Source organism: Pseudoalteromonas sp. AWH4_217, from assembly GCF_056161105.1.
In genome coordinates, this window is the sequence record NZ_JBSWYM010000014.1 from 1 (window position 1) to 25261 (window position 25261).

Here is a 25261-nt window from a genome sequence, read left to right on the forward strand (position 1 = left end):
ACAAAAAAACCGCACACCACCCCCCCCCCCCCCCCCCCCCTCCCTCGCACCTTTTTCTTTTTTTTTTCCCTTCTTTTTTCTCCCCCCCCCCCCCCCCCCCCCCCCCCCCCCCCCCCCCCCCCCCCCCCCCCCCCCCCCCCCGCTACATGCTAGTTGAGATCTAGCTTGAAATCGTAGTCAAGCTCGTCGATTAAAGACCAGCGATGCTGCTTGTTTTGTGTGCCTTTGCCAAGGATCCAGTAGTCATAGCTTTTGTTTATTTGCCCCTGACTGTGTTGAATTGTTAACCACGCATCGACAAAACTCAATATATCCAGGTTGCGCTTGGCGACAGCAAATCCAACTGGGTATTTTAGTTCGGCGCCTTTCGGTACGACAACGCCAAACTCTGGGTGGAACATACTCCAGGCAAAGCCAGCCTCAGCACTAATGACCATGGCATCAAATTGTTCATCTGCGTCGAAAAATGCCTGATGGCTTGATAGAGCTGAAACATCTATATGTTTATGTTTCTTGGCCAGATCTTGCATCAGTGGCGTATATTCAACATGTGCCAAACGCAAGTGGGTTTGGTTCAGTACCTGCTCTCGTGTCGAAAAATCCTTCAGACGATGATCTTTGGCTATTAGGGCTAATTGCAACTCAAGCACTGGATCACTGAATCTGACCTGGCTGAGATCTGCGATATTGATTTCTAATCCCGACATAGCGATGTCAAAAAAACCTTTGTTCAGATACTCGGCCAGCTGCGCTTTTTTAAACGGGATAAACTCGACTTTAACGTCCAGATCCGCAGCCAGTTTGTGTGCCAGGCTGATATCAAAGCCCACCAGTTCCCCTTTTTGGTTAAAATAGCTAAAAGGCACGTTGTCCACCAGATAGCCAACTCTGAGTAGATCCCGCTTCTTGATCACTTCAATATTGGTCAGTGAGAGTTCACCACTCTGATAGGCTTTAGGTACATGGTTGAGTACTTCCGCTGGAACTTTATCGGATACAACCATATTGGCAATGACTTCATCTGCGGCTTGTGTGCTCTGGGCCAAGTGATTGTTCGCAGAATAGCTCAGTAGCATAAAAGCCGGGAGGAGGGCGCTGAGCAGAGTCAGGTAGTAAACCGAGCGGATCCGCTTTAGGTGCAATTGGCGCTTAGTGTAAAAAATACTCAGCAGCACGAACGAGAAAATATAAATCACAGTAGTCGGCGAGACGATTTTGGCCGTCAGCACAGACATAGACAGATATAGCTGGTAACTGTCTGCGGGGATTTTAAGGCTATCGAGCAAGTAAGGGATTGCGATATGTACGTTAGCAAAGTAGCTCAGCATGGCCGACAGCGTTACATTTGGCATCTGTTCCAGTGAGACCGGGCTACCAGTCAGCCAGGCTGCAAAGGTAACGAACATCAGCGTTGTGAGTTTTCCGAGGCTTGGGAAAGTATAGGCGATGGGTACCAACACCTCTGCAATGTGGTCAGACTCTTCATCGCTTCGCTTAATTTTTGCCAGGTGGGCTTTAATTCCCTCCGTTATCACCGGTAATACGATAAAAACATTGCCCGTACTGAATGCCGTGATCCAGGCATTGCGCATGACCATGATGAGGTCTCGGTATTTAACCGGGGTAAGTGCAGCAACCAGCATAGGAAGCAGCGCAAACATCAGGTAAAAGCCCAGACACGTCACCAACACCAGGTAAATTTGCAGGTTGTTTAACTCCTCCATGCTAATGGTGCCTGCGGTACTTGCAGTCATGGCGAAGATCCCGATAGGGAAGAGCTTGATAATTTTCTTAGAGATCAGAGATAAACCCTGACCGACTACTTCCAGCACATCAAGCAAGTTATTCTTTTGACCATTTGAAATCAGGGAAAGTCCCAGCGCAATACAGAAAATAACGAGTGCGGGTACATTCCCTTCGGCCATCGAAGCAAAGGGATTGGCAGGAATATACTGACTGACAAAATCGACCTCTGGTGCACTGGCAACTAATGCGGGCGAGAAAAAAGTACCGGCATCATGACTGGGTAAGGTAAGGGAAAAAGCCCAGATTACAGCCAGCCCAACGAGCCATAGGCTGATCATCACTGTGGTTGCCTTAATTAGAATAGACTTAACCTGATCCGGATTAAATTTTCCCAGGCCAACGACCAGGCTAACGACAATATAAGGGAAAATGGTGATCTGCATCAGCTTAACAAAGCCTTCGCCAAGGGGTTTTAAAAATGCAACCCGTTCACCAAAAATCAGGCCACACACTATACCTAACAGCAGTGCCCACAGCATCCAATTGATGCGTTTTAACCAATCGATAACTAGCTTCATAATCCCAGTGCGCGAAATAAAAAGAGCGAGATTATATTGAGGTTAGCTGAAATTAATCTGAATGCAGTGTAAAGAAGGGGGAAAGTGATTGAATTAAGTGGCCAAATTACATCACTCGTAATTTGGCCGGTAGGGCGATTAGCACATTGCAGATGTACCACATGTTGCGCCTACACTCGGTGTACAAGTGTCTGTACATGCTCTGGTGTTACAGTAGTCCATAGCTGTGTAACGCAGGCCACCAGCGACCTGAGGTGTTGCGTCATTTACCAAAGTTGAGGCATTGATAGACAGGTTTTTCATTTTCTTTTTATTGATAACAAGCTTCATATTTAGATCCTTTGATTTTTTAGCACCCAACGTATCGTGGGCAAAACAGAAGATACTAGAAATAAATAAATTATCAACCTTTGTTTTAAATTATTATAAAAAAGTTGATAATCCGGTCGGCTTTTTCTAGTCGTTTTTTGCAACTGATGACGAGCAAACAGTGTTTTTTAACCTGGTATTTGGACTGCTTCACACGTGTATGGTTCCAGTTTGGCAGTGTTCTTAGCCGGAATCACAGATAGCGGGCATTTATTTGGTTGCTTTTGGCTGAAGAATGGACAGAGCCGTCAAATAGCTCAAATAGAACGTCAAGGGGCGAGGTTGTTAAAAAAACGCTGATTAGCGTATTAAAGTTACATGAAGAAAGCTCGATATAGCTAACATGTGTAAGTAGTCCAAAACCGCAGAAATACGCGCAAGTCAGAGGGGAGGCAATTCACAACGACACCTCAATGAGTGCATAAAGAGCGATGAGTTGGTTGTTGTCGTGTTGTGTGATTGACAGATGTCTCATCGTCTTTTTAGTACCGGTTTCATGCAATTCCTTTGATTTGCTTGTGCCTGAATCATTACGGGCACAAGCTTCATACCGAACTTGTATCGCATTTGCAGATATAGTTACAGGCTGTAATCTTCACCATTTTTTGCCCGATAGCACTTACGGTCTTGTTGTGTGACCAGGGCATGCTGTACGCCAGATACAAAGCTCATCCACATACGGCTGCCCTGTTCCCCTTCACCCGTGACTGGGCTGAGAGGCGTTTCATATTGCACATCATTTAAATGAGCGCGATCGTGTCGGCCCGGTTCACATGCGGTATCAAAACTCAGTTCAATATGCATAGCATCGGCCTTTTTCAATAAGATCGCACTGGGCGACTCGCGGTGACCACACAAAGCCACAAACTGTTTGCAGTCTTTCAACCCACAGTGCTGTCCGTCGGCGAAAAACACCATCAGATGGTTGTAGTAAACAACGTAAGAGCTCACATCTTTATGAGATCCGAACTCCAAAGGGCAGTGCTGATCCAGGTACTGCTTTGCGACGATCAGCTTTTGGCATTCTGTGCTGGTGTTTTCTAGTTCTGTATGCTGAATTTGTGCTTTCATGTGTGTATTCCCAGTTACCATTGTTACCCGATACCTGTTGTCAGTGTGAGGTGAGAGCGGATTGGCTCATAATTCACCGGTTGTCGTCACACGTCTAAATATCGCTACTATTATTAACATCCTGCACAGTCCTGTCGGCATGCAGGTTCTTCTGTTGACAAATTCAGTGTATGAAAAAAAGCCGGTAAATTTCACAAAAAGAATTTTACAGTGTAAATTTTACAAAAACTGGTCTGACCATGTGTTGTGGCATAGTAGTGAGGCGCAGGTTAGAGCCTTCATAGACGTAAACAGGAATGAAGCGGTGAAAAAAAATTCAGAACTCATGAGAAAGTCACACTTTCTGGGCACCAAAATTCGCAATTTACGCAAGCGAAATCACTTAACACTCGAGGATCTGTCCACGCGGTGCATTCGAGTTGATCCGCATTCAGCGCCTTCAGTGTCGTATTTATCCATGATTGAGCGGGGAAAGCGCACTCCCAGCAGCGAAATGCTGGAGAATCTCGCTGAGGTGTTTCAGAAACCGGTTGACTGGTTTTTGGATAACGAACCTGAAGCGAATGAGATTACCCCGCAAAAAGGCCGTCATGGCGGGATCAGCGGTATGGCACTGGAACCCAATTTTTTGTTTGATAACGAGATATTGCAGATTGCCATTCCTGAAATGTTATCTCAAACGGGGATCAGTGGACGCCAGTTTGCGCACCTATTGATCCGTGCGCACCAGGAACACCATCAGAATCACTTTCCGGATTTAGAACGAGCAGCCGAGGAGGTAGGAGGCAAAGATCTTTATCTAAACGCTGACAGCCTGTTATCCATGTTAAAGGCGCAGGGCCTCGTTGTGCACTGGTTTGATGAAGCGCCCAGAGAAGTCATTGATGAAAGTGGTCATATGTTTCAACGTGTGATCACCTCATACTTTGCCCCTCCAAACGAAGTACATGTCAATCGCATGCTACAGCACAATCAGCCCCGGCTGAAATACGATCTGGCGGTGCACCTTGGCCATGCGGTTTTGCACAACAGAGAAGGGCTTCAATGCGTGCTTGGTTCCGGGGGCGTCAGTGGTGGAACGAATGGCGATGAATCTGCACCTAACGCACAGGATATTCTATCTGCCTGGCATGATTTTGAATCCAGCTTTTTTGCTGGTGCTTTATTGTGTCCCAAAGTTGCCTATCGGCAGCTTTTGGACTCCTATGGATACGAAACACATATCCATCAGGCGCTTGGAATTTCACCTTCGGTTGCCATGCGCAGGATGACGGTTGCATCGCCATACCCTCACTGGCATTACTTTGACGCATATTTGCCAGGCAAGCTGAAGGCTGTTTATCGTGGCAATGGTATTCCGTTGCCCTGGGGCAATATGCGCAGTGTTGCGGATCCCTGTCAGCACTGGGCTGTGTTCAGGAAGTTTCAGCAACAGGCGATGCAGGCGAGTGCACAGCTCTCCGTACTTAATGTGAATAATCAGCCCAGACTCTATTGCTGTGAATCCATTAAAGTCAATGATGTAGCAGATAATCCACATGTGCTGTGTGCCGGTATTGATTTAAATCCGGCGATTGCAGCGCAGGGGTTAGATGCCAATGAAGTGGTGCAGGAATTACAGGCATTATGTATTAAACAAGGGGGGGCAAGTGTGGTGCCGTGGCATTTGAAAAAGCAGCTGCAAAGTGTCGCTAAGATTCTCAATATCAACTGGATAGAGCGGGGCATAGCCAACGATGTACGCGTTATCTGTACGCGCGGCAAGGCCTGTCCCCGACAGCCCGGGTGTTATGATTAGAGAATAGAAATCGCGATTTCGACTTCGTTGCTCTGATGATAAATCTCTATGTCCTGGCCAAAGGCACGTTGATACGGGCAGTCACTTTGTTCAAAGTAACGCCAGACCAGCTCCCAAAGCCGAATCGCCGTTTGGGGCATTTCGCCTTGTGCTGCGAAGCTTAAATAACGCCCGCCTGAAAAACGGTAGATCTGCAGTGCGTTGTCGTTATCGACTCGCTCTGAGAGACCAGGTGCATCGCAGGCCACCGTGATGTTGTAGTCACCATGTTGATCTGATTCATAATGTGAATAAATACCATAGAGTGTCGTGTTGTGCTCTATCAGAGAAGCGTAGTTGTGATAAAAACTCTGCCATAAATGAGCTATTTTACCATCTGTCTCTGTTTGTTCATGATGATTATTGGTGCGGGTACTGATCCCCACAAACTGACGTGAAGTCAACGTTTTTACTTCCATTAGATTCCCTGATTACTCGTCGTATATCGCGAAAATTGCTACTACTCCGAATATCTGTCCCTGTCTGCTGGCATAATCACAACGCTGAGTGTGACCTTTTAGCGTTTCAATAGAAGGTGGAGATTGCAATTTTATATGTATATTAAATAGCCACTTAGACTAATTTTAAAGCGAGAGAATGGTAACACAGTGTGAACTTTAGGCAAGCGAGTGGGAAGAAAAATCTCCATGTCTTTAGGCGTATTGTGGCGGCTGGGAACGCACCACAATACAATTCAACAAAGTGTGAGTGTTACTGTCCATCTTGTCCGCGCCAGTCCCAGTCAGGATAAAATGTGCCATTTACCGTGGCGTTGAGACCAGAAATAATAGAATTGGGTTTATCGACAGATTGCCACCCGCTTGCAGAGGCGTTTTTAAGTTCAAAAACCACATTGCCCCAAAGCCAGTAAGGGCCAGCAATGGAAGACTGATTGTAAGCTGCAAACAGGGTCTGACCACCCATCATGATTTCCTTGACGGTACTTTGATTGTCAACTTCTGCAACGGCTTTGCTCCAGATCTTGAGTAGCGTGATACTGGATTGGTTGTCGCCCAGAAAATACCCGTTACCAGAAACTTCGACGTCATCAAACTGATTGCTGCTGGTTGTTCGGGCCATTGAGGTATCCAGGATATTAAGCGCAATTTTTTGATTTCCTTGCATTAGATTTGCTACTGAACTACCCGAGACCTGAAGCTGAAAGTTGCTTTGGTTCTTAGCAAACAAGGTACTATTATCATCAGCAACAAAGGGATAAAACGGTGCTTTTGGATTGAATACATAGGCTGTTTTCAGGCCATCAATGGTGACAGTGGCATTGGCTTCAATGCGCAGCGCCCGGATCTTATCGGGCGTATCAATAGTGAAGTTTCTGAGTGACGATACAGCCGAACTGATGACAATGGCTGTTTGTTGTTGGTGCGAACTGTGCAGTGAGATGGTTGCATTGTCCGGCGAGCTGCCGCTTAGTGATAACCCGTCTCGCTCAATGAGGATAGGCCCTTCACATTGCCCCGAAAACACAACGGTCATCTCAAGCGACAATGAATGGAGGTAATCAAGCATACGCCTGAGCGCCTGTGGATCATTGTGACAATTGACGATGATTTCGTGATAACTGTTCAGTTCAGCCTCGTTATCGTGCTCTTCAATTAGCTGCTGTGCCGAGACACTGCAAGCTGAAATGCATAAGGGTGCGATGATCCTCGCGAGTGCGTTTAGTGATTTCATTCCTGTGACCTTTCATGTTGCTGTAATGAAAATAAAATGTAGCTTTGGTTGTTCTTTTGGTCAATTGATTTTACTAATTTGATTGCCCGTGCTTGCACATTAACCTGGTACAGGAAAATATAATGAGTAATGTCAGAGAGCTATGCCGGGGTGATTCACCCGGCATAGTGCAATCAGCGTCTTTAGTTCATTAGCTGACGTATGAATTTAACCGGGGCGCTGCCATAGCTCAGAAATTGCTCATGGAATGCTTTGAGGTTGAAATCGCCCTGCAGTTTTGTCTTTTGCTCTTCGCGCAGGTCGTAAATTTCACGAAATCCACTGTAATAACTGGTTAACTGCACCTGACTCAGTGTTGCGCGTCGCCACTTACCTTCTGCTTCTGCCTGCTCCTGGAAAGCCCCATTCATGAGCAGATCTAATCCCTGCTCTTTGCTGATCCCTTTAACCTGAATGCCGTAATCCAAAATGGTGTTACAGATCACACGGAGGTTCCATTTATAGTACATTAGCCACATTTCTGGCTCGAAATTACCATAGCCCTCTTCAAGCATCATACGTTCTGTATACACAGCCCAGCCTTCAACCATAGCGCCGTTACCGAATATACTTTTGACCAGAGACGGAGAGGTATTGGAATAAACAAGCTGGGTGTAGTGCCCTGGAACTGCTTCATGAATGTTGAGGATCTGCAATATCCAATGGTTGTATTCACGCAATAAAGAACCGGCTTGCTCATCGGTCAGGCCGTCGAGTGGCTCTACGTTGTAATACGTGTTTTCTTTTTTCTCATAAGGACCTGGTGCCGAAATGGATGCCAGCGCAAAGCCTCGCATGTAGTCTGGAGTCTGTCGAACAACCAGAGGTTTTTCCGGATCTAAAGTTAGCAAGTCCTTCTCCATGACAAAGCGTTCCAGTTCCGGGATCTGGCGCTTAATTTCATCTACAAACTGGGATTTATCGACATGGCGCTGAGACAGGTGCTTTATCAGTGTAGCAATGGCTTGGCTGTCATCTTCAGGGCGCGCGGTTTGCGGGAAGTATTTCGGCCAGAGCTGTGTAGTCAGCGTGACCATTTCCGCAGTGACCCGTGCTTTGTCGGCAAGTGCTTTTTCATACATCTGTTTAGCGGTGTAGCCCGATTGAATATCAAAAGCAAACTTCTCTTCATAGAGCGCTTCTCCAATCCGGAAACTGCGTGCTTTACCGGTTTTCTGCATTTCCTGCTCAAGCTCTGACAGGAAATCTATGTAGCCGTTAATTGCGGTTTTCGCGTTGGCAAAACGCTGTTTAAACAGCGCTTTTTCCTGTGCACTAAAAGAGGAGAGTGCATCAGCACGGGTTAATAAGTCATCGGTTAGTACGCTAAATGCCCCTTTATTTTGCTGGATCGCTAGTTGAGTATATTCTTGCGTCGGATCATCAATGTTGGCCTGTGCGGCACGATAATAGTCAGGGACGTATTGTAGCCGATTAAGAACCTGGCGGAGCTTTTGTTCTTCCGATTTAAAGCGGCTGTTCAGGATATTTGCGAACCCGTATGACACGTTGTAACTGCTCGGATCCCACTGCCAGCGTTTAAATTTTTCCTGGCCCCAGCGGGTACTTTTTAATTCGTTTTCAATCAGATAGTAGTCAATTTTCAGATTGTCACTGAGTTGCTCTGCATCGAAAGATTGCAGACTGGCCAGTTGCGCGTCAATAAAAGCCAGGTTTGCTGCACGATTAGCGGCATCGGGAATGGTGATCACGTCATCGTACTTGCCGTAGCCTCGATATACTGACAGTTCGGGGTATTGTTGCCAATATTGCTCAATAAATTGATTTGAAAAGGTTTTGAAGGCGGCATCTTGTTGTTGTTGGCCGGTTACTGAAGCTGTTGTCTGTATGCGTGACTGGTCTTGAGTTTGAACACAGCCAGCAAGGGCAAAGATGGCAGCCAGAGAAAGGCTGATCACCGTTTTTTTCATTCGCTTGTTCCTTTAATGTGGTTTTTCTTATCATAACAAGATTTCACGACCTTTGCCTGCTCTGGACTATCAATGAGCACAGCACCTGTACCCGCCTGAGCCATCACATCTTCAGGGTTGTACATAGGACAGCGGCTCATGGATAAACAGCCACACCCTATGCAGCCATCCACCATGTCACGGACACGCTGCATGTAGGCGATTTTTTCGTCCAGCTTTGCCTGCCACTGTCTGGACATATTTGCCCAGTCTTGTTTGCTCGGAGTGTCGCTATGTGGCAATGCCAACAGCGTTTCTTTGATTTCAGCCAGGGTGATCCCCATTTTTTGTCCCGCTTTAATAACGGCAATACGGCGTAAAACATCTTTTTTGTATCGTCTTTGATTTCCGGTATTACGCCAACTGCGGATCAAGCCTTTATTTTCATAGAAGTGAAGTGCAGACACTGCGACGTCGGCACGTTTTGCGACTTGTCCGACACTGAGTCTCGGCTCGTCTCGTTCCGGTTTATTGTTTGTCGTCATTGTTTCGCTTTACCTGAATCTTGGTTGAGGTTTTAGAGTAACAGCAAATAATACAATGGAGAACCACTATGAAATCAGTCATTTTATACTCAAGTTCAAAAAAACACGGGAATACTGCGCACTCAGTACAAAAGTTGGCACCAAAATTACAAGCAGATTGCATTTATCTCGATGATTATGAAATTAACGACTATTGCTATAACCACACCAATAGTGATGATGGTTTTCGCACCTTGTTTCGTCGCTTACTGAACTATGATCATATTGTTTTTGCGTCACCAGTTTACTGGTATGCAACGACGCCCAGAATGAAGGCATTCTTTGACCGTATCACAGAGTTTATGGATGACGAAGCATTACAGCCAGAGTTGAGAAGGCTGCGTAATAAAGAGTTTTCAATACTTTCAAATTCGATTAAACAGGCTGCGCCAGAGTGCTTCGTTGAGGTGTTCCAAAGAACCTGTGAGTACCTTGGTATGACCTGTCGCAGCCAAATTCATCATCAGTATCCGTATGAGGGAGACAAATAAAAAATGATTTTTCTGGTTAAAAAATAGGCGTTAATTATTTCATTAAACTAAACTGTCATTGCTGTGACACAGAGACTCGATTATCAGGTTCTGTGCACAGCAAAAAATCAGTAACCGTCGAAACCAGGAATTACCCATGAAGATATACAAGCTGCGCAACTGGCTTGTTATATTGTCAGTTTTCATTCTTGCCTCCTGCCTGGGAGACGATGACGACGACAATACTAAAACGCCAGATACAACTGCACAAACCACAGAGATCAAAGTGAGCCCGGCTTTGGGATTAACCCGAAATGCTACAGTCAGGCTTGTTCTACTTGCCAATAATACGCCAATTGAAGGGGCAACCGGTAACACCGGAGAGTCCGGCGTTGCAACCATAACCCTTTCATCAGCTATCGATGAACCTTTTATCGTCGAGGTGATAGGCGGAGGGAGCGCTGAATATTTTGATGAAGCCAAAGGTACATTTCTGGCTTTGCCGGCAGATGCCACACTACGCGCTGTTTTGGGAGCTTTTCAGTCTGAAGTTGGGGTTACAACACTGACCGAAATTGCCGCAACAGCGATATTGAATACAGGGGCTACAAGTACAGCAGCCATAGAGCTGGTTAACGAGCAGGTACGTGTTGCTCTGGCTCCGGCTCTGACCGACATAACCGCTCCACCTCAGTTAATTGGTGCGAACAGCGGTGTGACTGCAAGCAGTGATCAGGCGGGCATATATGCTGTTTCTCTTGCTGCCTTAGCGCAGCTTGGTGATTCGTCGAGTTCACCGGCACTAGCGATTGTAGATGCGTTGCGCGCTGACTTTCTGGATTTAACGATTGACGGAAAGGTTGGCGATAAAGTGTTCGAATCACCTTTGTACAACGCCAGTAATTTTATCAGTGAATACACCAGTGCCATTGAGGCATACGCACAACAGGTAGGGTTAACAGCTGACCTCAATACAACTTTTTCTTTGGACAACATCAAGAAAACGCTTGAAGGGTTGGGTGACATTTTTGCAGGCTTGGATCTTGGCTCGCTTGAGCTGGATTTTGTACCTGGCGGTTTATCTTCTGGATCAGGAGGTGATTCAGGCGGTGACAATACCGGTGAAGGCAACACTTTGACCATCACTGGTACTTCGACCGTGGCGGGTGTCACGACAGAAATACCCAAAATCACTATCAATAACGTTCCTGCGCCAGATCCCAATGATCTTGAAACCATTAAAAAGCAGATTGAGGATTCGTTTGTTCAACAAAATCTGACAGTGAATGATCTGGTTTTTGAATTGGTGAGCAGTTCGGCAACCGAGATTGTGGTATCTGTGCGTTATTCTGTGACCACTCAGGGGGTAACTGTCTCGTCTGATTTAACTTATACCTGGACGCTGACCGGTGATGACAATAACGACGTGATGCTACCAGAAGTACTCAAAGGCCAGGCATTTGAATTGATGTTTATGTTAGCGAATAACGGCAGTAGCTATGCCGACGGTCAGAAAGTCAAATTTACTTTCTCAAGTTCTGGCATGATGTTTATAGACACTGACCCGGACGCGAGCAATGGAGACGAAATGTCGCTTGATGGTGTGATGATGGAGGGATCTGAATATGTCTACAAAGACGATGGCGGGTTTATGTACAAGGTATCTGTAACAGCCACAGGCATTAAGGAAATCAATCTGTTCACCATGGAAAATCAATTACTCGGCTCTTTTGTCGCTGCAGGTGTTACCAATTTGGATCTGGTAACGGCAAAAGCAGGGGAGTACAGAGTAACCGGCACGGGTCATGCGCGTGGAACAGTGGTGATTGGCTCTGATGGTGCCATCGACTTCGACACTGGCATTACTTATGCCCAAAGCGATATTACAAGAATTGATGATCGTACCGGACCGGAGCTGGAAGAGCCTCGTATCCAGGTGAATTATGGACAGGATGACGATGGGCCAGTGATCAACCTGTTTTTGTCGCAAGACCGTATGCAGATCACCAGTATCCAGTACAGAATACGTTCTGAAGGCGTGGATGTCATGGTGACGGTTGAAGGCACAGTGACGGGTGGTGGTGGCGGTTAATCACTAAACTTAATGAGTAAAAGCGGGTGAAAACCCGCTTTTACTGTTATATGACTGCCTGATTCAGGCACGCTTGTTTAGTGTGCTTACCACTTAAACAGTTTACACCTTTGCTGGGTGTTGCCCTGATAATTGGAGACAACCACGTGTCCAACTTTTGACTCGCGGATTGGGTCGAAGCTGAAGGTATTCATGTTGACGTCAATCGTTCCGTTGCTGTTGAGCTTGTATGACACTTGTAGCTTGGTGCTACCGACTTCAAACAGGCTTAAGAACTCATCGTTGAGCAGGTATTGGTCAATCACAACACCATTGTTTTCATCAATAGCATAATGGCCCAGGTTTTCGTTGATTGTCAGCAAACTATAGTTGCGAACATTTTTTCGCGCTCCCTCTCCATAGGTCACGATCCAGTCAGCCTTGTCGTCTACAGATTCGCCAATTTCCAGTGACATTGGAAATTGGTATAGCGTTCCGCGAACAGGGGAGATTACCTCGCACTGACCTTTGTAATATCCCTGCCATTGCTGTGGTGAAGCCTGTGCGGTTGCGCTCAGCATTGTTATTGTTGTGAGTGCCAAAGCAGATTTGATCATCTTATTCATACTATTTTCCTTTGTGATAGTGTTTACCCAATTAAGGTAATTGTAACCAGTTAAACTTGCAATACTGGATGTAATGCTTTGTAAATAGAGTGTCTTTTAAGTAGCCTGCTTGTATACTACCTGTTTGGGGACTTCGAAATCGGCAAAAGATTGTTATTAATATCAGATCCTTAACAACCAATTGCCAAAGCTAAATATGAGGATGAATATGTTTATAAGAACGGCGCTGGTTCTGCTGCTTTCTTTGTGTGTATCGCCAGCTCAGGCTCAGCCATTGGAATTCGCCGGTGGTGCTGACCGAGCGAATGTGATTGACGCTACAAAATTACTGAGTCTGGCGCCTCAGTATCATCAGAGCGAAGTAACGGTGAAAGGTAAAGTGACCAAAGTATGTAAAAAGCGCGGTTGCTGGATGACGCTGAATGTAGATAACACAGAGCAAATCACTGTAAAAGTGCGTGATGGTGATATGGTATTTCCAATGTCGGCGGTTGGCAAAACCGCCTATGCAACAGGCCGGTTTGAAGTGTTTGAACTGACATTGGAAAAATCGCGTAGGTATCTGGCTCACAAAGCCGAAGAAAATGGCGAAGTGTTTGATGCAGATGCGATACAGAAGCCGATTACTGTGTACAGGCTTAAGCCCCGCGCAGTCACGATTCTCTGAGCAAACGCCGGATATACTCCATAATGTTTCCACGGTTGTGTGCTGTACTTAGGTTTTACCTTTGTTATACCAAAAAGGCCACAATGTGACTGCAGACAGTAACTATGGACTCAAGCCCGTTCCAGAGTCAGCCAGAAAAGGAGGCATTGCTTTATCCCTGCTGATGCTGGGACTCACATTTTTCTCCGCCAGCATGTGGACCGGAGGCACCCTGGGGACGGGGCTTTCATTCGATGATTTTTTTCTGGCAGTTTTAGTCGGCAACTTATTGCTGGGCATATACACATCAGCATTGGGTTATATAGGTGCATCCACCGGATTGTCTACCCATTTGCTGGCACGATTTTCATTTGGTGTGAAGGGATCATGGTTGCCTTCCATGCTATTGGGCGGCACTCAGGTCGGTTGGTTTGGTGTTGGGGTGGCTATGTTTGCCATACCTGTCCACAAGGCAACAGGGTTTGATACCAATGTGCTGATCATATTGGCTGGCCTTGCAATGACCACAACGGTTTATTTCGGTATTTCCGCATTAATGGCGTTGTCTGTCATTGCTGTACCAGCGATTGCTTTGCTGGGAGGGTACTCCGTGTGGCTTGCTGTGCAAGAAGTGGGTGGGATCAGCGAGCTACAGTCGTTGGTACCAGCAGATCCTATGCCTATGAGTGCTGCAATCGCTTTGGTGGTTGGGTCGTTTATTTCAGCCGGTACGTTAACTGCCGACTTTGTACGTTTTGCTCGCCGACCCTCAAGTGCGGTGTTGATCACTCTGATAGCCTTTTTTTTGGGTAACAGCTTAATGTTCATTTTTGGCGCTGCCGGTGGTGCGGTAATGGGAGAATCTGACATCGCACAGGTGTTGATGCTGCAAGGTTTACTTATTCCCGCCATTGTGGTTTTAGGTCTGAACATTTGGACGACTAATGACAATGCACTGTATGCCTCAGGACTTGGCTTTGCGAATATCACCGGCTGGTCCAGTCGCAATCTGGCTGTGATCAATGGACTAATTGGCACACTCAGTGCGCTGTGGCTCTACAATCATTTTGTCAGTTGGCTTACCTTTTTGTCTGCGGCCATTCCGCCAATTGGTGGTGTACTGATAGCCGATTATTTAATAAATAAACAGCGTTACCATGCATTTGAGCAAATGCAATGGCAAACTGTGCGTTGGAGCGCCATTGCTGCTGTCTTTGTAGGCGTGTTGGTTGGGCATCTGTTGCCTGGTATTGTCCCCTTAAATGCCGTACTTTCGGCGGCGCTCTGTTATTCGGTTGTTTCTCGGTGGGAGAGCTGTATTGCGCGATAACTGCGGCTGAGTGTGCGTGCGGATTGATACCTAAAATGATACAATTCGTGCCCTTCACACTCTCATTTGGCACTCAATGGACGACACCGAAAAGTATTTTAATATTCGTGTAATACTACCGCTGTTAGCAAGTATTGTGGCAATTACTCCTTTAGCGATAGACATGTACCTGCCCGCAATGCTGGTGATAGCCGACAGCCTTGGTACAGACATGCCTCAGGTCCAGGTTTCGCTCAGTATTTATCTTGCTGGTTATGCTATTGGTATGATGGTATTTGGTCCACTGGCAGATCAATTAGGCCGGCGAAAATTGGCATTGTTTGGGCTGGGTGGATTTGCCGTTAGCTCATTTTTAATTGCATTTAGCAGCGATGTTTCGCAATTGTGGTTCTTGCGTGCTGCACAAGCGTTTACTGGCTCAGCGGCAACTGTCGTGGTGCCTGGGATCATACGACATATCTATCAGGCCAACACGGCAAAAGGTATGTCCTATGTCTCTATGATCATGATGGTCGCGCCCCTGATAGCCCCCAGTGTGGGATCGGCCATTATGGGGCTGGCAAGCTGGCAGTGGATTTTTCTTACGCTGGCAAGTTATGCCGTTGTGGTCATGATCCTCGCTTACTTCTATCTTGTGGAAGTGCCTATTTATAAAAGTGACAAGCGCGGTTTTCACTTGTTTCTGGATAGCTATGCAACGGTATTGGGTAAACGCAGTGCGTTGCCCGATATCCTGAGTTCTATGCTGGTATCTTTTGGCTTCTTTTGTTTTCTCACCTCTGTGTCCTTTGTTTATCTCGATTACTTTGGAGTATCTGAACAGCTTTTTGGGGTGCTGTTTGCCTTTAATGTTGTGGCGCTGATGCTGGGAAACTTTATAAATACGCGGCTGGTGCCTAAAGTGGGCTCACGCAAAATGTTGTATTACGGCCTGTTGCTTGGTTTGCTCAGTGCATCCGCGTTATTAATGTTTAGCCTGATGGATTTGTCTTTGTATTATATTGTGCTGAGTATTGCGCCTTTGATGATGAGCTTGGGGGTCAGCGCAGCTAACGCAGATGCGCTCATTTTACTGGAGTTTGAGAAAAACTCGGGTACAGCGACGGCAGTGATCGGAACGCTTAGGTTTGGTAGCGGGGCTTTAGTAGGGCCTTTGCTTGCCTTACTCCACGCTAACAACACGGTTCCTTTTTCGGCAATGATGTTTGGCGCGGTTGCTATCACGGCTTTGGTTCAGGGTTTGCATTTTATTACGCATCGCCACAAATAACCTGGCCAAAGAGATAATACCAATTTCACTTAATACCTGTTCAATTTGAAGGATCAAATATGACGCTAACTGTGTTAAAAATTTCTCATTTAGAACAACTAAATAGCAAAATTTTTGCCTGGTTATCGACCATATTTTCTCGCCTCAAAATAGAACACTTAATTAAGCAAATTGGTATTTGATAAAAACGAAAATGCCAGCCCGGGTAAGGCTGGCATAACTTAATTGGTCTGTGAAGTTGTCTGGATTACAGCTTATTGTTTACCAGCGCGTCTAATTCAGACAACGATGCCGCAATTTTCACACCAGGTACATTGGTACCTATGGTTGCTTCAAAAGAGCCTTCAACAGAAGAGCGGAACGACGTAAAGCCGATGCGATATACACCACGTACCAGTGCTTCAGTCGGGTTATTCATCGACGTTGTTTTACGCAACAATGAGTTATAGCTAGCGCCACTTGGATTCGCTGGCAATTCACTGCTGTCATCATTGCGCCCCAGGTTTTGCAGTACTTTCCCGCCGTCAGCAATGCTGCCGCTGTCTATGATGTTCATACGATCTAAGACGATATAGGTATCGAAAAACTTGTTGGCGTCCTTTGCCATACCTGGTTTAAAGTTCGCATGGACAAAGTCTTTGTCACCAGGCGTAGCAACGGCTGGTGAAATCATTGAAACGCCAATTTCATCTACTGCTGCGGGCACCCAGACATACAGGTAGTAAGTGTCTTTACCTTTATATTTACCCTCTGGCACAACAGATTTATCAACATAGCCAAAGTAGTTGCTGTAATTGGCATAAGGGAGACGTGCTTCAATCCCGGCTACACCTTCAGAAACAGAGCTTTTAAGGTGTGGGCCAGTACTCATACAACCTGCAAGAGTGGTTAGCGCAATAAGAGGGAGGATCTTTCCGGATAACTTCATTTTCATTGTGTTGACTCCATGTCACCATTTTAAATTCGTTCGAATTATAGGCATGTACTGGAGAAAGTAAAACAGTTTTTTACAGTTCAACTGCCGGTTAGGTGAAGCTAATTCGTACATAGAGATGCTTACACAGCTCTGTGGCAAGATAGCCCTGTGTTTCAAAGAGAATTTTGCGTGTTTTTAGGTACGCAATTTCTGTTTGATTGATTATGAATGACTCACTCTCGAATAGCCGATACGAAGTGGGTTTTACACGTGGCTGTGTTCAACTTTTACGTCAATTACTGCACCTTCGCGTCCTTTACAAGACTGAATTTTTTTGTGTCTGAGATACATTACTCCTGCTAATAAATAGCAAAAGCTAATTAGAAAAGTTATTAAAAAACATTATTTAACAAAGTGTTTTTCCGAATTGTATCAGTACTTGTTGCGTAGTTATTTCAAGTGAAATAATCGGAAACAATTTGAATTGAGAAAGTAATTGCCTATAGCGGTGTAAAGTCTGTATAAAAAATGACAAAGGTTTTCTTTGGTTATGTTTTGATGATAAATAAGTCTATATTAATAATTACAAATACAAATGACGTTCACGCACTTTTGTTCGGGAGTTATCTTAATAAAAACGGAGTTCATGTTGATTTCTGGTATTGTGATAAATACCCGAATTATTGTAACGCATCTATTGTTTTTTCATCAAAAGAGAGAACAAAAATAAAAATTCGTTTAAATAATGGTGTTGAAAAAATGCTATCTGAGTATGGACTGGTATGGCTAAGAAAGCTGAGCAGGCCGAAATTACAGGAGTTTGTTCATGAAGATGACTTAGCGTTTTCAGAATCAGAGTCCTATAAGCACCTATGCAATTTTTTGACTATCGCGTCTCGATACTCAAATTGGATAAATACCTTTGAAGCGACAGAGTTTGCTGAGCGAAAGCTCGTTCAACTAGAAGCAGCCAGGGATATCGGATTCAAACTTCCTGAGACAGTTGTAACCAGTATACTTCAAGAATCTCGCCCGCTTTTTGAACAGCATGAAGATGTTATATTTAAATCCTATACGCAAACTTCATGGTCAGTTGATGACGAACTTAAGTATAACCATACCGCAAGAATTGAATATCAAGAGGAATTTGCTGAGGGTTTAGCTTTTACACCGAGTATTTTTCAGAATTTTGTCGATAAAGCCTATGAACTCCGGGTAGTGGTATTCGGGAATGAACTTGTAGCAATGAAAATAAAATCAAGTTCAGAGGAGTCAAGAGTTGACTGGCGAGGTCATGAAAGTACTTTACAATATGAGCATTATTTACTTGATGATTCATTGAGTACGAAATGCCTTGCTTTGCTAAAAAAACTAAATCTGAAGTTTGCCTGTATTGATATTGTTGCGAGCATTGATGGTTCTTATACTTTTCTGGAGTTAAATACAGCAGGAAATTTTCTATGGATGGATGTTGAGTTTCCTGAGCTTAATGTATGCAATAAGTTATTAAGATACATTTTAAAAAGGTTGGGTGGAGAGGCCCATTGTAAAATAGATCTAAATGAATTCTACGATAGCGAGGTTTACCAAAATTGGTATGTTTCGATGTCATGAATACCACTAGTAATCATAAAAGTAAGGAAAAAGAAAATGAAAGAAAATAATAAACCTAGAGTATTAGCCCACACATTCTCACGCCAACTAAAAAAGGATGAAGCTTCACAGGTTGCTGGCGGGATCCGAATGCGAGCAACAGGTACGACTAATGGTAAAGGAGATCGATTTGGTAGTGGTGATGACGTGATCTGGGAGTGATTAGAGTCTGACTAGAAAAACCTGTGCATATAGGTGCACAGGTTTATTTTTAAACCATAAATACAGCAGGATGAGAGTGTATTTCGTTAACAAAATATACAGAGAAAATATAAAGACACCCAAAAATAAAAAATATAAAGACACCCAAAATATACAGATATAAAAAAGAAAAATATACAGGCGGCCAGTGCCTAAGTATATAGACACCCTGCGTTACCTGGCCCTATTATGGATCTTTAATGGATGGATGTGAGCGCTCTGTCGAATAAAAAGGTGTGAAACCACGAGAGGCCATTGGTGAGGAATTTTTGCTAAAAAATAAGTTATTTCAACCTTCAGGCACGGGCAAGCGCTGCCAGTGTGCGACAGCCATCACTTGAAGTTAGGATAATGGTAAGTCTAACCCAATAATTGTTCACAATTAGATAGATTAGGACGTCGCCTTTTTTGCAGATGTGCACAGTATTCATTCATAGCATGACGCCTGCCGACTGCACCATGGAAAACTTTGGTAAATTGCGTGGTGAGTTTTAGCCAGTTTTCGGGCTTAATTTGCAATCTGGCGAGGATAGGCTGGACTTCGCTGATATGACCTCGTTTGTCAGCTCGGATGCATCGGCCTGTGAGCTCGACCAGTTCAATGTAGTATTTAAGCTCAAAGGGTAATCCTTTAGGCATGTTTTGTCTGGGGTTGCCTGCAAAGGGCACAAGGTTCTCTGGTTGTTTGCCTTGCTGTGCATGTTCAATACGTTTTTTGATACTGGTGAACTCAGAGGTTTCGGGTGTGCTGGCCATTTTGGCCCGGATAGGGTTGAGGTCTACATAGGCCATGCAGGCGGCTAGAGCGGCTTCATCAAGTAACGCCTGGGATTTGAATCTGCCTTCCCAAAACCGGCCTGTACAGCCATCTTCTTTGTTTGCCCTGCGGGCAATGTCTTCGTTCAGAACACGCATAAACCAGCTGATGCTGGCCAGTCTTTCGCGATATTTTTCTATAATATCGTCGAGCATAATGCGCTCGGACGGATTAAGCTCGTTACCTTCGATGAATTTGTGCGTCAGCCAGTTTCCTTTAAAAAGCTTATGCCAGCGGATAACGATGGCTTTGTCATTCAATCGATTGGCTTTTTTATCATCCACATATAAAACGATGTGAGTATGGTTATTCATAACAGCATAAGCGCAGATATCAATGCAGAAAATGGATGCGAGCAGGAGTAGCTTTTCTTCAACCCATTCACGGCGATGCTCATAAGATTGGCCTGTTAATGGATCTTCACCGCATAAAAAGGCACGCCTGACACAGCGGGAGATGCAATGGTAGTATTTTGTGTCAACTAAGCTGACCTGGCTTTTCCGTGCCGTTGGCATTGGGTCCGTCCTTATCCTTGGAGCAGATTACAAGCATAGATGGTTGGAGTGTGGCAGACAAGTCTTTGAGTGGGTGTCTCAAGAGATCTTTTGTCTTAAGAGATATTTGCCTTGCTTAAGATTGCTTTGCTGGTGCTAAACCTCCTCCATTGGGCGCATATTAATCCCTGTCTTAATTTCGACACACTCGCCTGTTTCATCTGTGCCAAAACCGGTACGCCTCTTTCAGCCATCCATTAAGTTAAAAAGTAAAGGCAAATAAAAACAAAAGCTTATGATCTTTCAAATTCTGGTACATCCCTTGCGACGACTTCAGCAAGTTTGATCTACAACAGAAGAGAAAGGCAGGTGGATATACAAAGAAAACTTAGACCGTCTGTGCGCTGGAAAAAACTGAATTGTGTGTTGCTGGTTATGGTGAAAACGAAGAACAAAAACACAAAAACACAGACACCCAGGGTTATCTGTTGCTTTATAGCTCTGAGAGACAAGTTTTGAATGGGTGTCCCTTAAGATCCCCTTAAGATCCCTAAGATCTTACATGCCGTCGCACAGGTGTTTTTAAACCTACGTATGCCATGAGTCGCATTGAGCTATGTAACAAGGCATTAAATAGGGTTTGCGGCCTCGCCGTTAGCAGTGATGAAAAATTCGGTGAATGGTGATGAAACTTCATACATAACTTAATTTTACTCGCTGTGCTATTTGAGCTGTCCCTCTTATGGGATGATTTTTACTAATATAAGAAAGGAATAATATGCGCTTTTTAGTTAAAACCTGTTTGCTGGCAGGTTGTTTATCAAGTACTTCTGGTTGGGCAAATAGCCCTGTTAAATCGAGCTTTAACGAATATTTTGCGTTTGACTGGGGACCATGCCCAAGCCAGTTTCAAAGCCCTGATAACCGCAATGAATGTACTCTGGCTCAGGTGCCATTGAATTGGGATGACCCAACAGGCAAGCAAATTGACGTGTTAGTCTCAAAACATCCTGCACGTTCGGGTAACAGCCGCGGGCAAATATGGTTTTTACAGGGCGGACCGGGTGGTTCAGGGAGCTTTTTTGTTAATCAGTTTGACAGCTCACTGGCACCTTTTACGAATGACTACGACTTATATGTGCTTGAACACCGTGGGGTAGGCTGGTCGACCCATTTGGGGTGTAACAATCCACCTTCCCAAGATTACGAGGCCTATTGGCAAGGTTGTTTTGACGATTTATATAACCAGTGGGGAGAAGGGCTATATCAGTTTAATACCACTTCAGCCGCGAAAGATCTCGATTATGTGATAGGTAAAAGCAAGGTATTAGACTGGCTGCCAAGTCATGTTTATGGCGTGTCATATGGCACTTTTTGGGCACAGCGTTTCAGTCAGGTGGCGCCGACTGGCGCGCAAAGTCTGATATTAGATTCCGTGTTTCCTGCAACCGGGGCTGGGTTAGATCTTTGGGATGAGAACTACGGCAAAATTTTTACTCAGTTAAGCCATTATTGTGATCAGGATGCTCTGTGTAGTAGCAAGTTTCATGGCGAGGCAGATCAAGCAATTCGCTCGCTGTTACAGCGTGTGTTTAGTGGTGAACATTGTCCTGATTTGGCATTTATTCGCGACGAATTACAAGCGTTTGCAACCATATCTATGACGCGTTCGTTAGAACAAATATTAATGCCTGCTTTTTATCGTCTGGCACGTTGCAACAACGATGACGTCTTGGCGCTCAACAATTTACATCAGTTTATATTGAGAGGGGAAGGTCGTGAGTTAGTTCAACTGCCCGCCAAAGATCCGCTGGGTTATTCCAGTGTCATTGCACGGTTAATTAGTAATAATGAGCTCAATGACGTGGAGCGAGATTTAACACAGCGTTTGGCGTTCTGTCAGGATGCTGTAGCCTGTTATCCCACTTACTTCCTGCTGCAAAAGGAGGTTGATAAAACCATTTGGGGTAATCGCTACAGCGATGAATTTATCTATCAAAATATGCATCATTATATGCCAACCCTGGCCATCAATGGCGATGTAGATCCACAAACGCCACACTATGATATACCGCTGATACAAGCTACTTTTACTAATATTAATCAACGTTATGTGGAGTTTCAACAAACCGAACACGGTGTGGTTTTTGTCACACACATGAACGAGGGAAGTGAAACCTGTGGTGCTCAAGTTATGATGAGCTTTATTGAAAATCTATGGTCTGAGCCAGATACCAGTTGTTTGAGTAATCTCAAAGGGCTCAGCTTTGCAGCTTCTGAGTTTGAAAGTCTAATGCTCTTTGGTACAAGCGATGCCTACGAGGGGACAGTGCAAACCATGACAATCGAGCAGCGTTTGGCGCTCAAACAAGCTCAGCCGGAACAGTTTGCTCAAGCTTTTGGCACATTCACCAGGTTGGTAGACTGGTAAAGACGAACCAGGGTCCACCCCGTTTGAAAGTGTAGCCAGCATCACTTAAATAATATTGCGGGCTGCTAAAAACTCAATTGCTTATCGGCATAACGTGAATGGTGGCTGAGAGATTCGCGGTACTTGAATAGAAAAGACTGTTTATCGTTGGTAAGTCAGGCTTGGCCGGAACTAATTCGGTATATAGCCCGAGTTTGATGGCAGACTGGTAGAAAGTGTTCTAGTACGTATGGCGAGACACTAATACACTCTGAGCAACCACCATAAACAAAAAAGGCTTGCCAATCTGGCAAGCCTTTTATTTTTTTACCATAAAAACAGAAGTTTACTTATTCTTCTCTTTCACTGCTTTTAATTTAGCGGCATGGTCAATCTCATACTCAGGCATGTCTTTGTTGCCGTGGATCAGGTAATTGTCCATCCAGCGCATTAAACGCAGGCTGTAGTCGTACTGAGCCGCAACTTTGCGGTTACCATGGCCTTCACCCGGGTAGTAGATAAGACGTACGTCTTTGTCTTGCACCTTCATGTAGCGGTACAGCTCCATCGATTGAGCCGGGTGAACGCGCGGGTCGTCTTTACCATGCATGATTAACAGTGGCGTTTTTGACTGACCAGCCCAGTAAATTGGGCTGCGCTCAAGGTACCACTGCCATTTTTGCCACGGGTAAGAGCGGGCGTGAACCAGGAACATTTCGTTTGAAATGTCTGTAGTACCGAACTTAGACAGTTGGTTAGTCACACCTACAAACATGACACTGGCCGCGAAGTGTTCGGTCAGTTTAGTTGCGCCCCAGGCAGACGCATAACCACCGTAAGAGCCACCTGTGATACCAACGCGCTTGGTGTCAACCAGGCCCATGTTAACCAGGTATTCTTTCATGTCGACCAGATCGTCAAACTCTTTACCTGCATAGTCGCCCTGACCGAGTTTTGAGTAATCAACACCTTTACCTGTAGAGCCACGATAGTTCGGATAGAATACCGCATAACCACGGGCCGCACCCATTTGACCTGGATCCGAGTAGCTGGTCAGCCAGCCGTTTCTGTCATGACTCTCAGGACCACCGTGTACCGCCATGATCAGAGGGTAACGTGTGCCTTCCTGGTAGTCCAATGGGTAGATAAGCACACCACCAATCTCAACACCGTCACGGGCCTTGAAGCTAATCGCTTCCTGCTTTGCCAGACGCTTGGTGTTCAACCAAGGATTTGAATCGGTTAAGCGGGTTGGCTTTTTAGAGCGCACCATAAACACTTCGCTTGGGTGTTTCGGGCTTTCTGCACGTACGCCAATGGTCTTATCTGAATCAGATACTGACAGGCTGTGGGCGATGAACTTGCCTTCTTTAACCAGCTTTTTGTATTTGCTTGAACCTACTTTGACCTGGCCAATGAAGGTTTCAACGCCTACATCAGCAATAAAGTTCAGTACGTTTTTGCGGTTTGACCATTCGAAGTCTTTGAAGTGGCCCATAAAGTTAGGGATCCATTCTTCTACTTTACCGGTTTTGGCGTTGGCCAGATACAAACGGCCCTTGGCAGGATCGTGCTTATCTTCGGCACCCAGAATCGCAATGTACTTGCCATCATGAGAGAACTCAGCTTCTCCCAGTTTACCCTCGGTTTTGAATGAGGTGGTGATTTTCTGCGTTGCCACATCCATCACATGCCACTGAGATTTCATATACTGATCATCAATCAGCGCCGTTGGCTGGGTTTTTACCAATAATTTGCTGGCATCGTCAGACCAGTTAATGTCGCTCACATAACCCTCGACAGGCACAACGGCAGGCGTCAGGGGTTTGTTTGTTTGTACCAGGTCCACTAAATGTAGCTGTTTGTTTTTCAGACCAAGTTCATACACTTCGGCCATAAAGCCCAGCTTTTTAAGCTCTTTTTCGCTTGCGTCTTTGGCTGGCATAGCCAGAATTGCAACTTGCTTACCGTTAGGGCTCAGACGATACTTGTTGATTGAAGTGCCTTTGAGCGACAGTACTTTTTGGGCTTCACCGCCGTCTACTGCAATGCGGTATAGTGAGGTGAACTTGTCTTCTTTTTTCTTGGCTGTGAAGTAAATGAATTTGCCATCTGCAGACCATTCAATTTTACCTACGTTAATCTTACCTGTGATAAAAGGCACTTCATTGCCTTCGTCATCAACCACATATAATTCACTGTAGTTTTTACCATTGCTGTCTACATACAGCTCACGGGGTACGGAGCGACGAAACGCAACCGATTCGCCATCCGGGCTGACTGCTGCCTGAATCACGCGCTGAATAGTTGGGATATCTTCAACTGTGATGGTGTCATTTGCCGATGCGGCAAAGGTGCTGGCACTGGCAAGGCCAATAGCAAGCGCGAGGGTAGTTTTTATCAGTTTCATAAATGTTCTCTGGATTACACTTTTTATAAACTAGACCGCAGGGTGTAGTGCGAGTGGGCAACATTTTACGTTAGCATAGGCTGAAAACCAGTGTTTGCGATTAACTGTCAGCTTTATGGGA

The 25261-nt window shown here is 45.2% G+C and carries 20 protein-coding genes; 9 read left to right on the top strand and 11 right to left on the bottom strand.

From position 1 onward, the window contains the following. Positions 1-149: 149 nt before the first annotated feature. The 3 genes from ACXAH1_RS16950 to ACXAH1_RS16960 form a co-directional block, all read right to left on the bottom strand. Positions 150-2285 (bottom strand): cation:dicarboxylate symporter family transporter, encoded by a 2136-nt coding sequence (locus tag ACXAH1_RS16950; protein ID WP_475198456.1) that lies wholly within the window; start codon positions 2283-2285, stop codon positions 150-152. 177 nt (positions 2286-2462) lie between these two features. Then, on the bottom strand, positions 2463-2654 hold the full coding sequence (locus tag ACXAH1_RS16955; RefSeq protein ID WP_054013305.1) for a hypothetical protein: 192 nt from the start codon (positions 2652-2654) through the stop codon (positions 2463-2465). A gap of 618 nt (positions 2655-3272) precedes the next feature. Then, positions 3273-3764, bottom strand: coding sequence for an aldolase/citrate lyase/malate synthase family protein (locus tag ACXAH1_RS16960; RefSeq protein WP_253047503.1), 492 nt, complete (start codon positions 3762-3764; stop codon positions 3273-3275). Positions 3765-4068: 304 nt separating this feature from the next. Here ACXAH1_RS16960 and ACXAH1_RS16965 point away from each other — a divergent pair, with 304 nt between their 5' ends. Continuing rightward, on the top strand, positions 4069-5562 hold the full coding sequence (locus ACXAH1_RS16965) for a DUF3612 domain-containing protein (protein ID WP_253047506.1): 1494 nt from the start codon (positions 4069-4071) through the stop codon (positions 5560-5562). Here ACXAH1_RS16965 and ACXAH1_RS16970 read toward each other — a convergent pair. The 4 genes from ACXAH1_RS16970 to soxR form a co-directional block, all read right to left on the bottom strand. Further along, positions 5559-6020 carry a GyrI-like domain-containing protein gene (locus ACXAH1_RS16970; RefSeq protein ID WP_475198291.1) on the bottom strand — a complete coding sequence of 154 codons (462 nt, stop codon included), beginning with the start codon at positions 6018-6020 and terminating at the stop codon, positions 5559-5561. The two genes, ACXAH1_RS16965 and ACXAH1_RS16970, sit on opposite strands and share 4 nt — an antisense overlap. Before the next feature lie 292 nt (positions 6021-6312). Next, positions 6313-7293 carry a hypothetical protein gene (locus ACXAH1_RS16975; protein WP_475198294.1) on the bottom strand — a complete coding sequence of 327 codons (981 nt, stop codon included), beginning with the start codon at positions 7291-7293 and terminating at the stop codon, positions 6313-6315. 182 nt (positions 7294-7475) lie between these two features. Beyond that, positions 7476-9263: a DUF885 domain-containing protein gene (locus tag ACXAH1_RS16980; protein ID WP_475198296.1), complete on the bottom strand. Its 1788-nt coding sequence runs from the start codon at positions 9261-9263 to the stop codon at positions 7476-7478. Beyond that, entirely contained in the window at positions 9260-9787 is a 528-nt protein-coding gene (soxR, locus tag ACXAH1_RS16985) for a redox-sensitive transcriptional activator SoxR (protein WP_253047517.1), read from the bottom strand. The genes ACXAH1_RS16980 and soxR overlap by 4 nt, the downstream gene beginning before the upstream one ends. A 68-nt stretch (positions 9788-9855) precedes the next feature. Here soxR and ACXAH1_RS16990 point away from each other — a divergent pair, with 68 nt between their 5' ends. Both ACXAH1_RS16990 and ACXAH1_RS16995 read left to right on the top strand, forming a co-directional pair. Beyond that, positions 9856-10317, top strand: a complete 462-nt coding sequence (locus ACXAH1_RS16990; RefSeq protein ID WP_475198298.1) for a flavodoxin family protein — start codon at positions 9856-9858, stop codon at positions 10315-10317. 136 nt (positions 10318-10453) lie between these two features. Continuing rightward, the gene (locus ACXAH1_RS16995; protein ID WP_475198299.1) at positions 10454-12388 is read left to right on the top strand and encodes a hypothetical protein; all 1935 of its coding nucleotides are present in this window, start codon (positions 10454-10456) and stop codon (positions 12386-12388) included. An 86-nt stretch (positions 12389-12474) separates the two neighbouring features. On the opposite strand, the gene ACXAH1_RS17000 is transcribed toward ACXAH1_RS16995, so the two are convergent. Beyond that, positions 12475-12993, bottom strand: coding sequence for a hypothetical protein (locus ACXAH1_RS17000; protein WP_475198300.1), 519 nt, complete (start codon positions 12991-12993; stop codon positions 12475-12477). 208 nt (positions 12994-13201) lie between these two features. On the opposite strand from ACXAH1_RS17000, the gene ACXAH1_RS17005 reads away from it, so the two are divergent. The 3 genes from ACXAH1_RS17005 (at position 13202) to ACXAH1_RS17015 (ending at position 16239) form a co-directional block, all read left to right on the top strand. Further along, positions 13202-13660 carry a DUF4920 domain-containing protein gene (locus ACXAH1_RS17005; RefSeq protein WP_475198302.1) on the top strand — a complete coding sequence of 153 codons (459 nt, stop codon included), beginning with the start codon at positions 13202-13204 and terminating at the stop codon, positions 13658-13660. Positions 13661-13745: 85 nt separating this feature from the next. After that, positions 13746-14969: a cytosine permease gene (gene codB, locus ACXAH1_RS17010; protein WP_475198457.1), complete on the top strand. Its 1224-nt coding sequence runs from the start codon at positions 13746-13748 to the stop codon at positions 14967-14969. Positions 14970-15045: 76 nt separating this feature from the next. After that, on the top strand, positions 15046-16239 hold the full coding sequence (locus ACXAH1_RS17015) for a multidrug effflux MFS transporter (protein WP_475198303.1): 1194 nt from the start codon (positions 15046-15048) through the stop codon (positions 16237-16239). Positions 16240-16486: 247 nt separating this feature from the next. On the opposite strand, the gene ACXAH1_RS17020 is transcribed toward ACXAH1_RS17015, so the two are convergent. After that, positions 16487-17173 (bottom strand): LipL32 family surface lipoprotein, encoded by a 687-nt coding sequence (locus ACXAH1_RS17020; RefSeq protein WP_253047536.1) that lies wholly within the window; start codon positions 17171-17173, stop codon positions 16487-16489. 510 nt (positions 17174-17683) lie between these two features. Here ACXAH1_RS17020 and ACXAH1_RS17025 point away from each other — a divergent pair. Together ACXAH1_RS17025 and ACXAH1_RS17030 are read left to right on the top strand one after the other, a co-directional pair. Continuing rightward, the gene (locus ACXAH1_RS17025; RefSeq protein ID WP_475198306.1) at positions 17684-18769 is read left to right on the top strand and encodes an ATP-grasp domain-containing protein; all 1086 of its coding nucleotides are present in this window, start codon (positions 17684-17686) and stop codon (positions 18767-18769) included. Between the two features lie 36 nt (positions 18770-18805). Beyond that, complete coding sequence (locus tag ACXAH1_RS17030; RefSeq protein ID WP_475198308.1) at positions 18806-18970, top strand: hypothetical protein; 165 nt, start codon at positions 18806-18808, stop codon at positions 18968-18970. 399 nt (positions 18971-19369) lie between these two features. Here the strand turns inward: ACXAH1_RS17030 and ACXAH1_RS17035 are convergent, their stop codons facing one another. Beyond that, the gene (locus ACXAH1_RS17035; protein WP_475198310.1) at positions 19370-20341 is read right to left on the bottom strand and encodes a transposase; all 972 of its coding nucleotides are present in this window, start codon (positions 20339-20341) and stop codon (positions 19370-19372) included. A 757-nt stretch (positions 20342-21098) separates the two neighbouring features. Between ACXAH1_RS17035 and ACXAH1_RS17040 the strand changes: the two genes are divergently transcribed. Next, entirely contained in the window at positions 21099-22751 is a 1653-nt protein-coding gene (locus tag ACXAH1_RS17040) for an alpha/beta fold hydrolase (RefSeq protein WP_475198311.1), read from the top strand. Positions 22752-23076: 325 nt separating this feature from the next. On the opposite strand, the gene ACXAH1_RS17045 is transcribed toward ACXAH1_RS17040, so the two are convergent. Further along, the gene (locus tag ACXAH1_RS17045) at positions 23077-25140 is read right to left on the bottom strand and encodes a S9 family peptidase (RefSeq protein WP_475198313.1); all 2064 of its coding nucleotides are present in this window, start codon (positions 25138-25140) and stop codon (positions 23077-23079) included. Positions 25141-25261 lie beyond the last annotated feature (121 nt).

What these genes read in the sequence shown, in the direction of transcription:
- ACXAH1_RS17030 (WP_475198308.1), top strand. Translation starts at nt 18,806, where the DNA reads ATGAAAGAAAATAATAAACCTAGAGTATTAGCCCACACATTCTCACGC.
- ACXAH1_RS16955 (WP_054013305.1), bottom strand. Translation starts at nt 2,654, where the DNA reads ATGAAGCTTGTTATCAATAAAAAGAAAATGAAAAACCTGTCTATCAAT.
- ACXAH1_RS16995 (WP_475198299.1), top strand. Translation starts at nt 10,454, where the DNA reads ATGAAGATATACAAGCTGCGCAACTGGCTTGTTATATTGTCAGTTTTC.
- soxR (WP_253047517.1), bottom strand. Translation starts at nt 9,787, where the DNA reads ATGACGACAAACAATAAACCGGAACGAGACGAGCCGAGACTCAGTGTC.
- ACXAH1_RS17000 (WP_475198300.1), bottom strand. Translation starts at nt 12,993, where the DNA reads ATGAATAAGATGATCAAATCTGCTTTGGCACTCACAACAATAACAATG.
- ACXAH1_RS16980 (WP_475198296.1), bottom strand. Translation starts at nt 9,263, where the DNA reads ATGAAAAAAACGGTGATCAGCCTTTCTCTGGCTGCCATCTTTGCCCTT.
- ACXAH1_RS17025 (WP_475198306.1), top strand. Translation starts at nt 17,684, where the DNA reads ATGACAAAGGTTTTCTTTGGTTATGTTTTGATGATAAATAAGTCTATA.
- ACXAH1_RS17020 (WP_253047536.1), bottom strand. Translation starts at nt 17,173, where the DNA reads ATGAAAATGAAGTTATCCGGAAAGATCCTCCCTCTTATTGCGCTAACC.
- ACXAH1_RS16990 (WP_475198298.1), top strand. Translation starts at nt 9,856, where the DNA reads ATGAAATCAGTCATTTTATACTCAAGTTCAAAAAAACACGGGAATACT.
- ACXAH1_RS17035 (WP_475198310.1), bottom strand. Translation starts at nt 20,341, where the DNA reads ATGCCAACGGCACGGAAAAGCCAGGTCAGCTTAGTTGACACAAAATAC.
- ACXAH1_RS16960 (WP_253047503.1), bottom strand. Translation starts at nt 3,764, where the DNA reads ATGAAAGCACAAATTCAGCATACAGAACTAGAAAACACCAGCACAGAA.
- ACXAH1_RS17040 (WP_475198311.1), top strand. Translation starts at nt 21,099, where the DNA reads ATGCGCTTTTTAGTTAAAACCTGTTTGCTGGCAGGTTGTTTATCAAGT.
- ACXAH1_RS16970 (WP_475198291.1), bottom strand. Translation starts at nt 6,020, where the DNA reads ATGGAAGTAAAAACGTTGACTTCACGTCAGTTTGTGGGGATCAGTACC.
- ACXAH1_RS17045 (WP_475198313.1), bottom strand. Translation starts at nt 25,140, where the DNA reads ATGAAACTGATAAAAACTACCCTCGCGCTTGCTATTGGCCTTGCCAGT.
- ACXAH1_RS16975 (WP_475198294.1), bottom strand. Translation starts at nt 7,293, where the DNA reads ATGAAATCACTAAACGCACTCGCGAGGATCATCGCACCCTTATGCATT.
- ACXAH1_RS17005 (WP_475198302.1), top strand. Translation starts at nt 13,202, where the DNA reads ATGTTTATAAGAACGGCGCTGGTTCTGCTGCTTTCTTTGTGTGTATCG.
- ACXAH1_RS16950 (WP_475198456.1), bottom strand. Translation starts at nt 2,285, where the DNA reads ATGCTGTGGGCACTGCTGTTAGGTATAGTGTGTGGCCTGATTTTTGGT.
- ACXAH1_RS17015 (WP_475198303.1), top strand. Translation starts at nt 15,046, where the DNA reads ATGGACGACACCGAAAAGTATTTTAATATTCGTGTAATACTACCGCTG.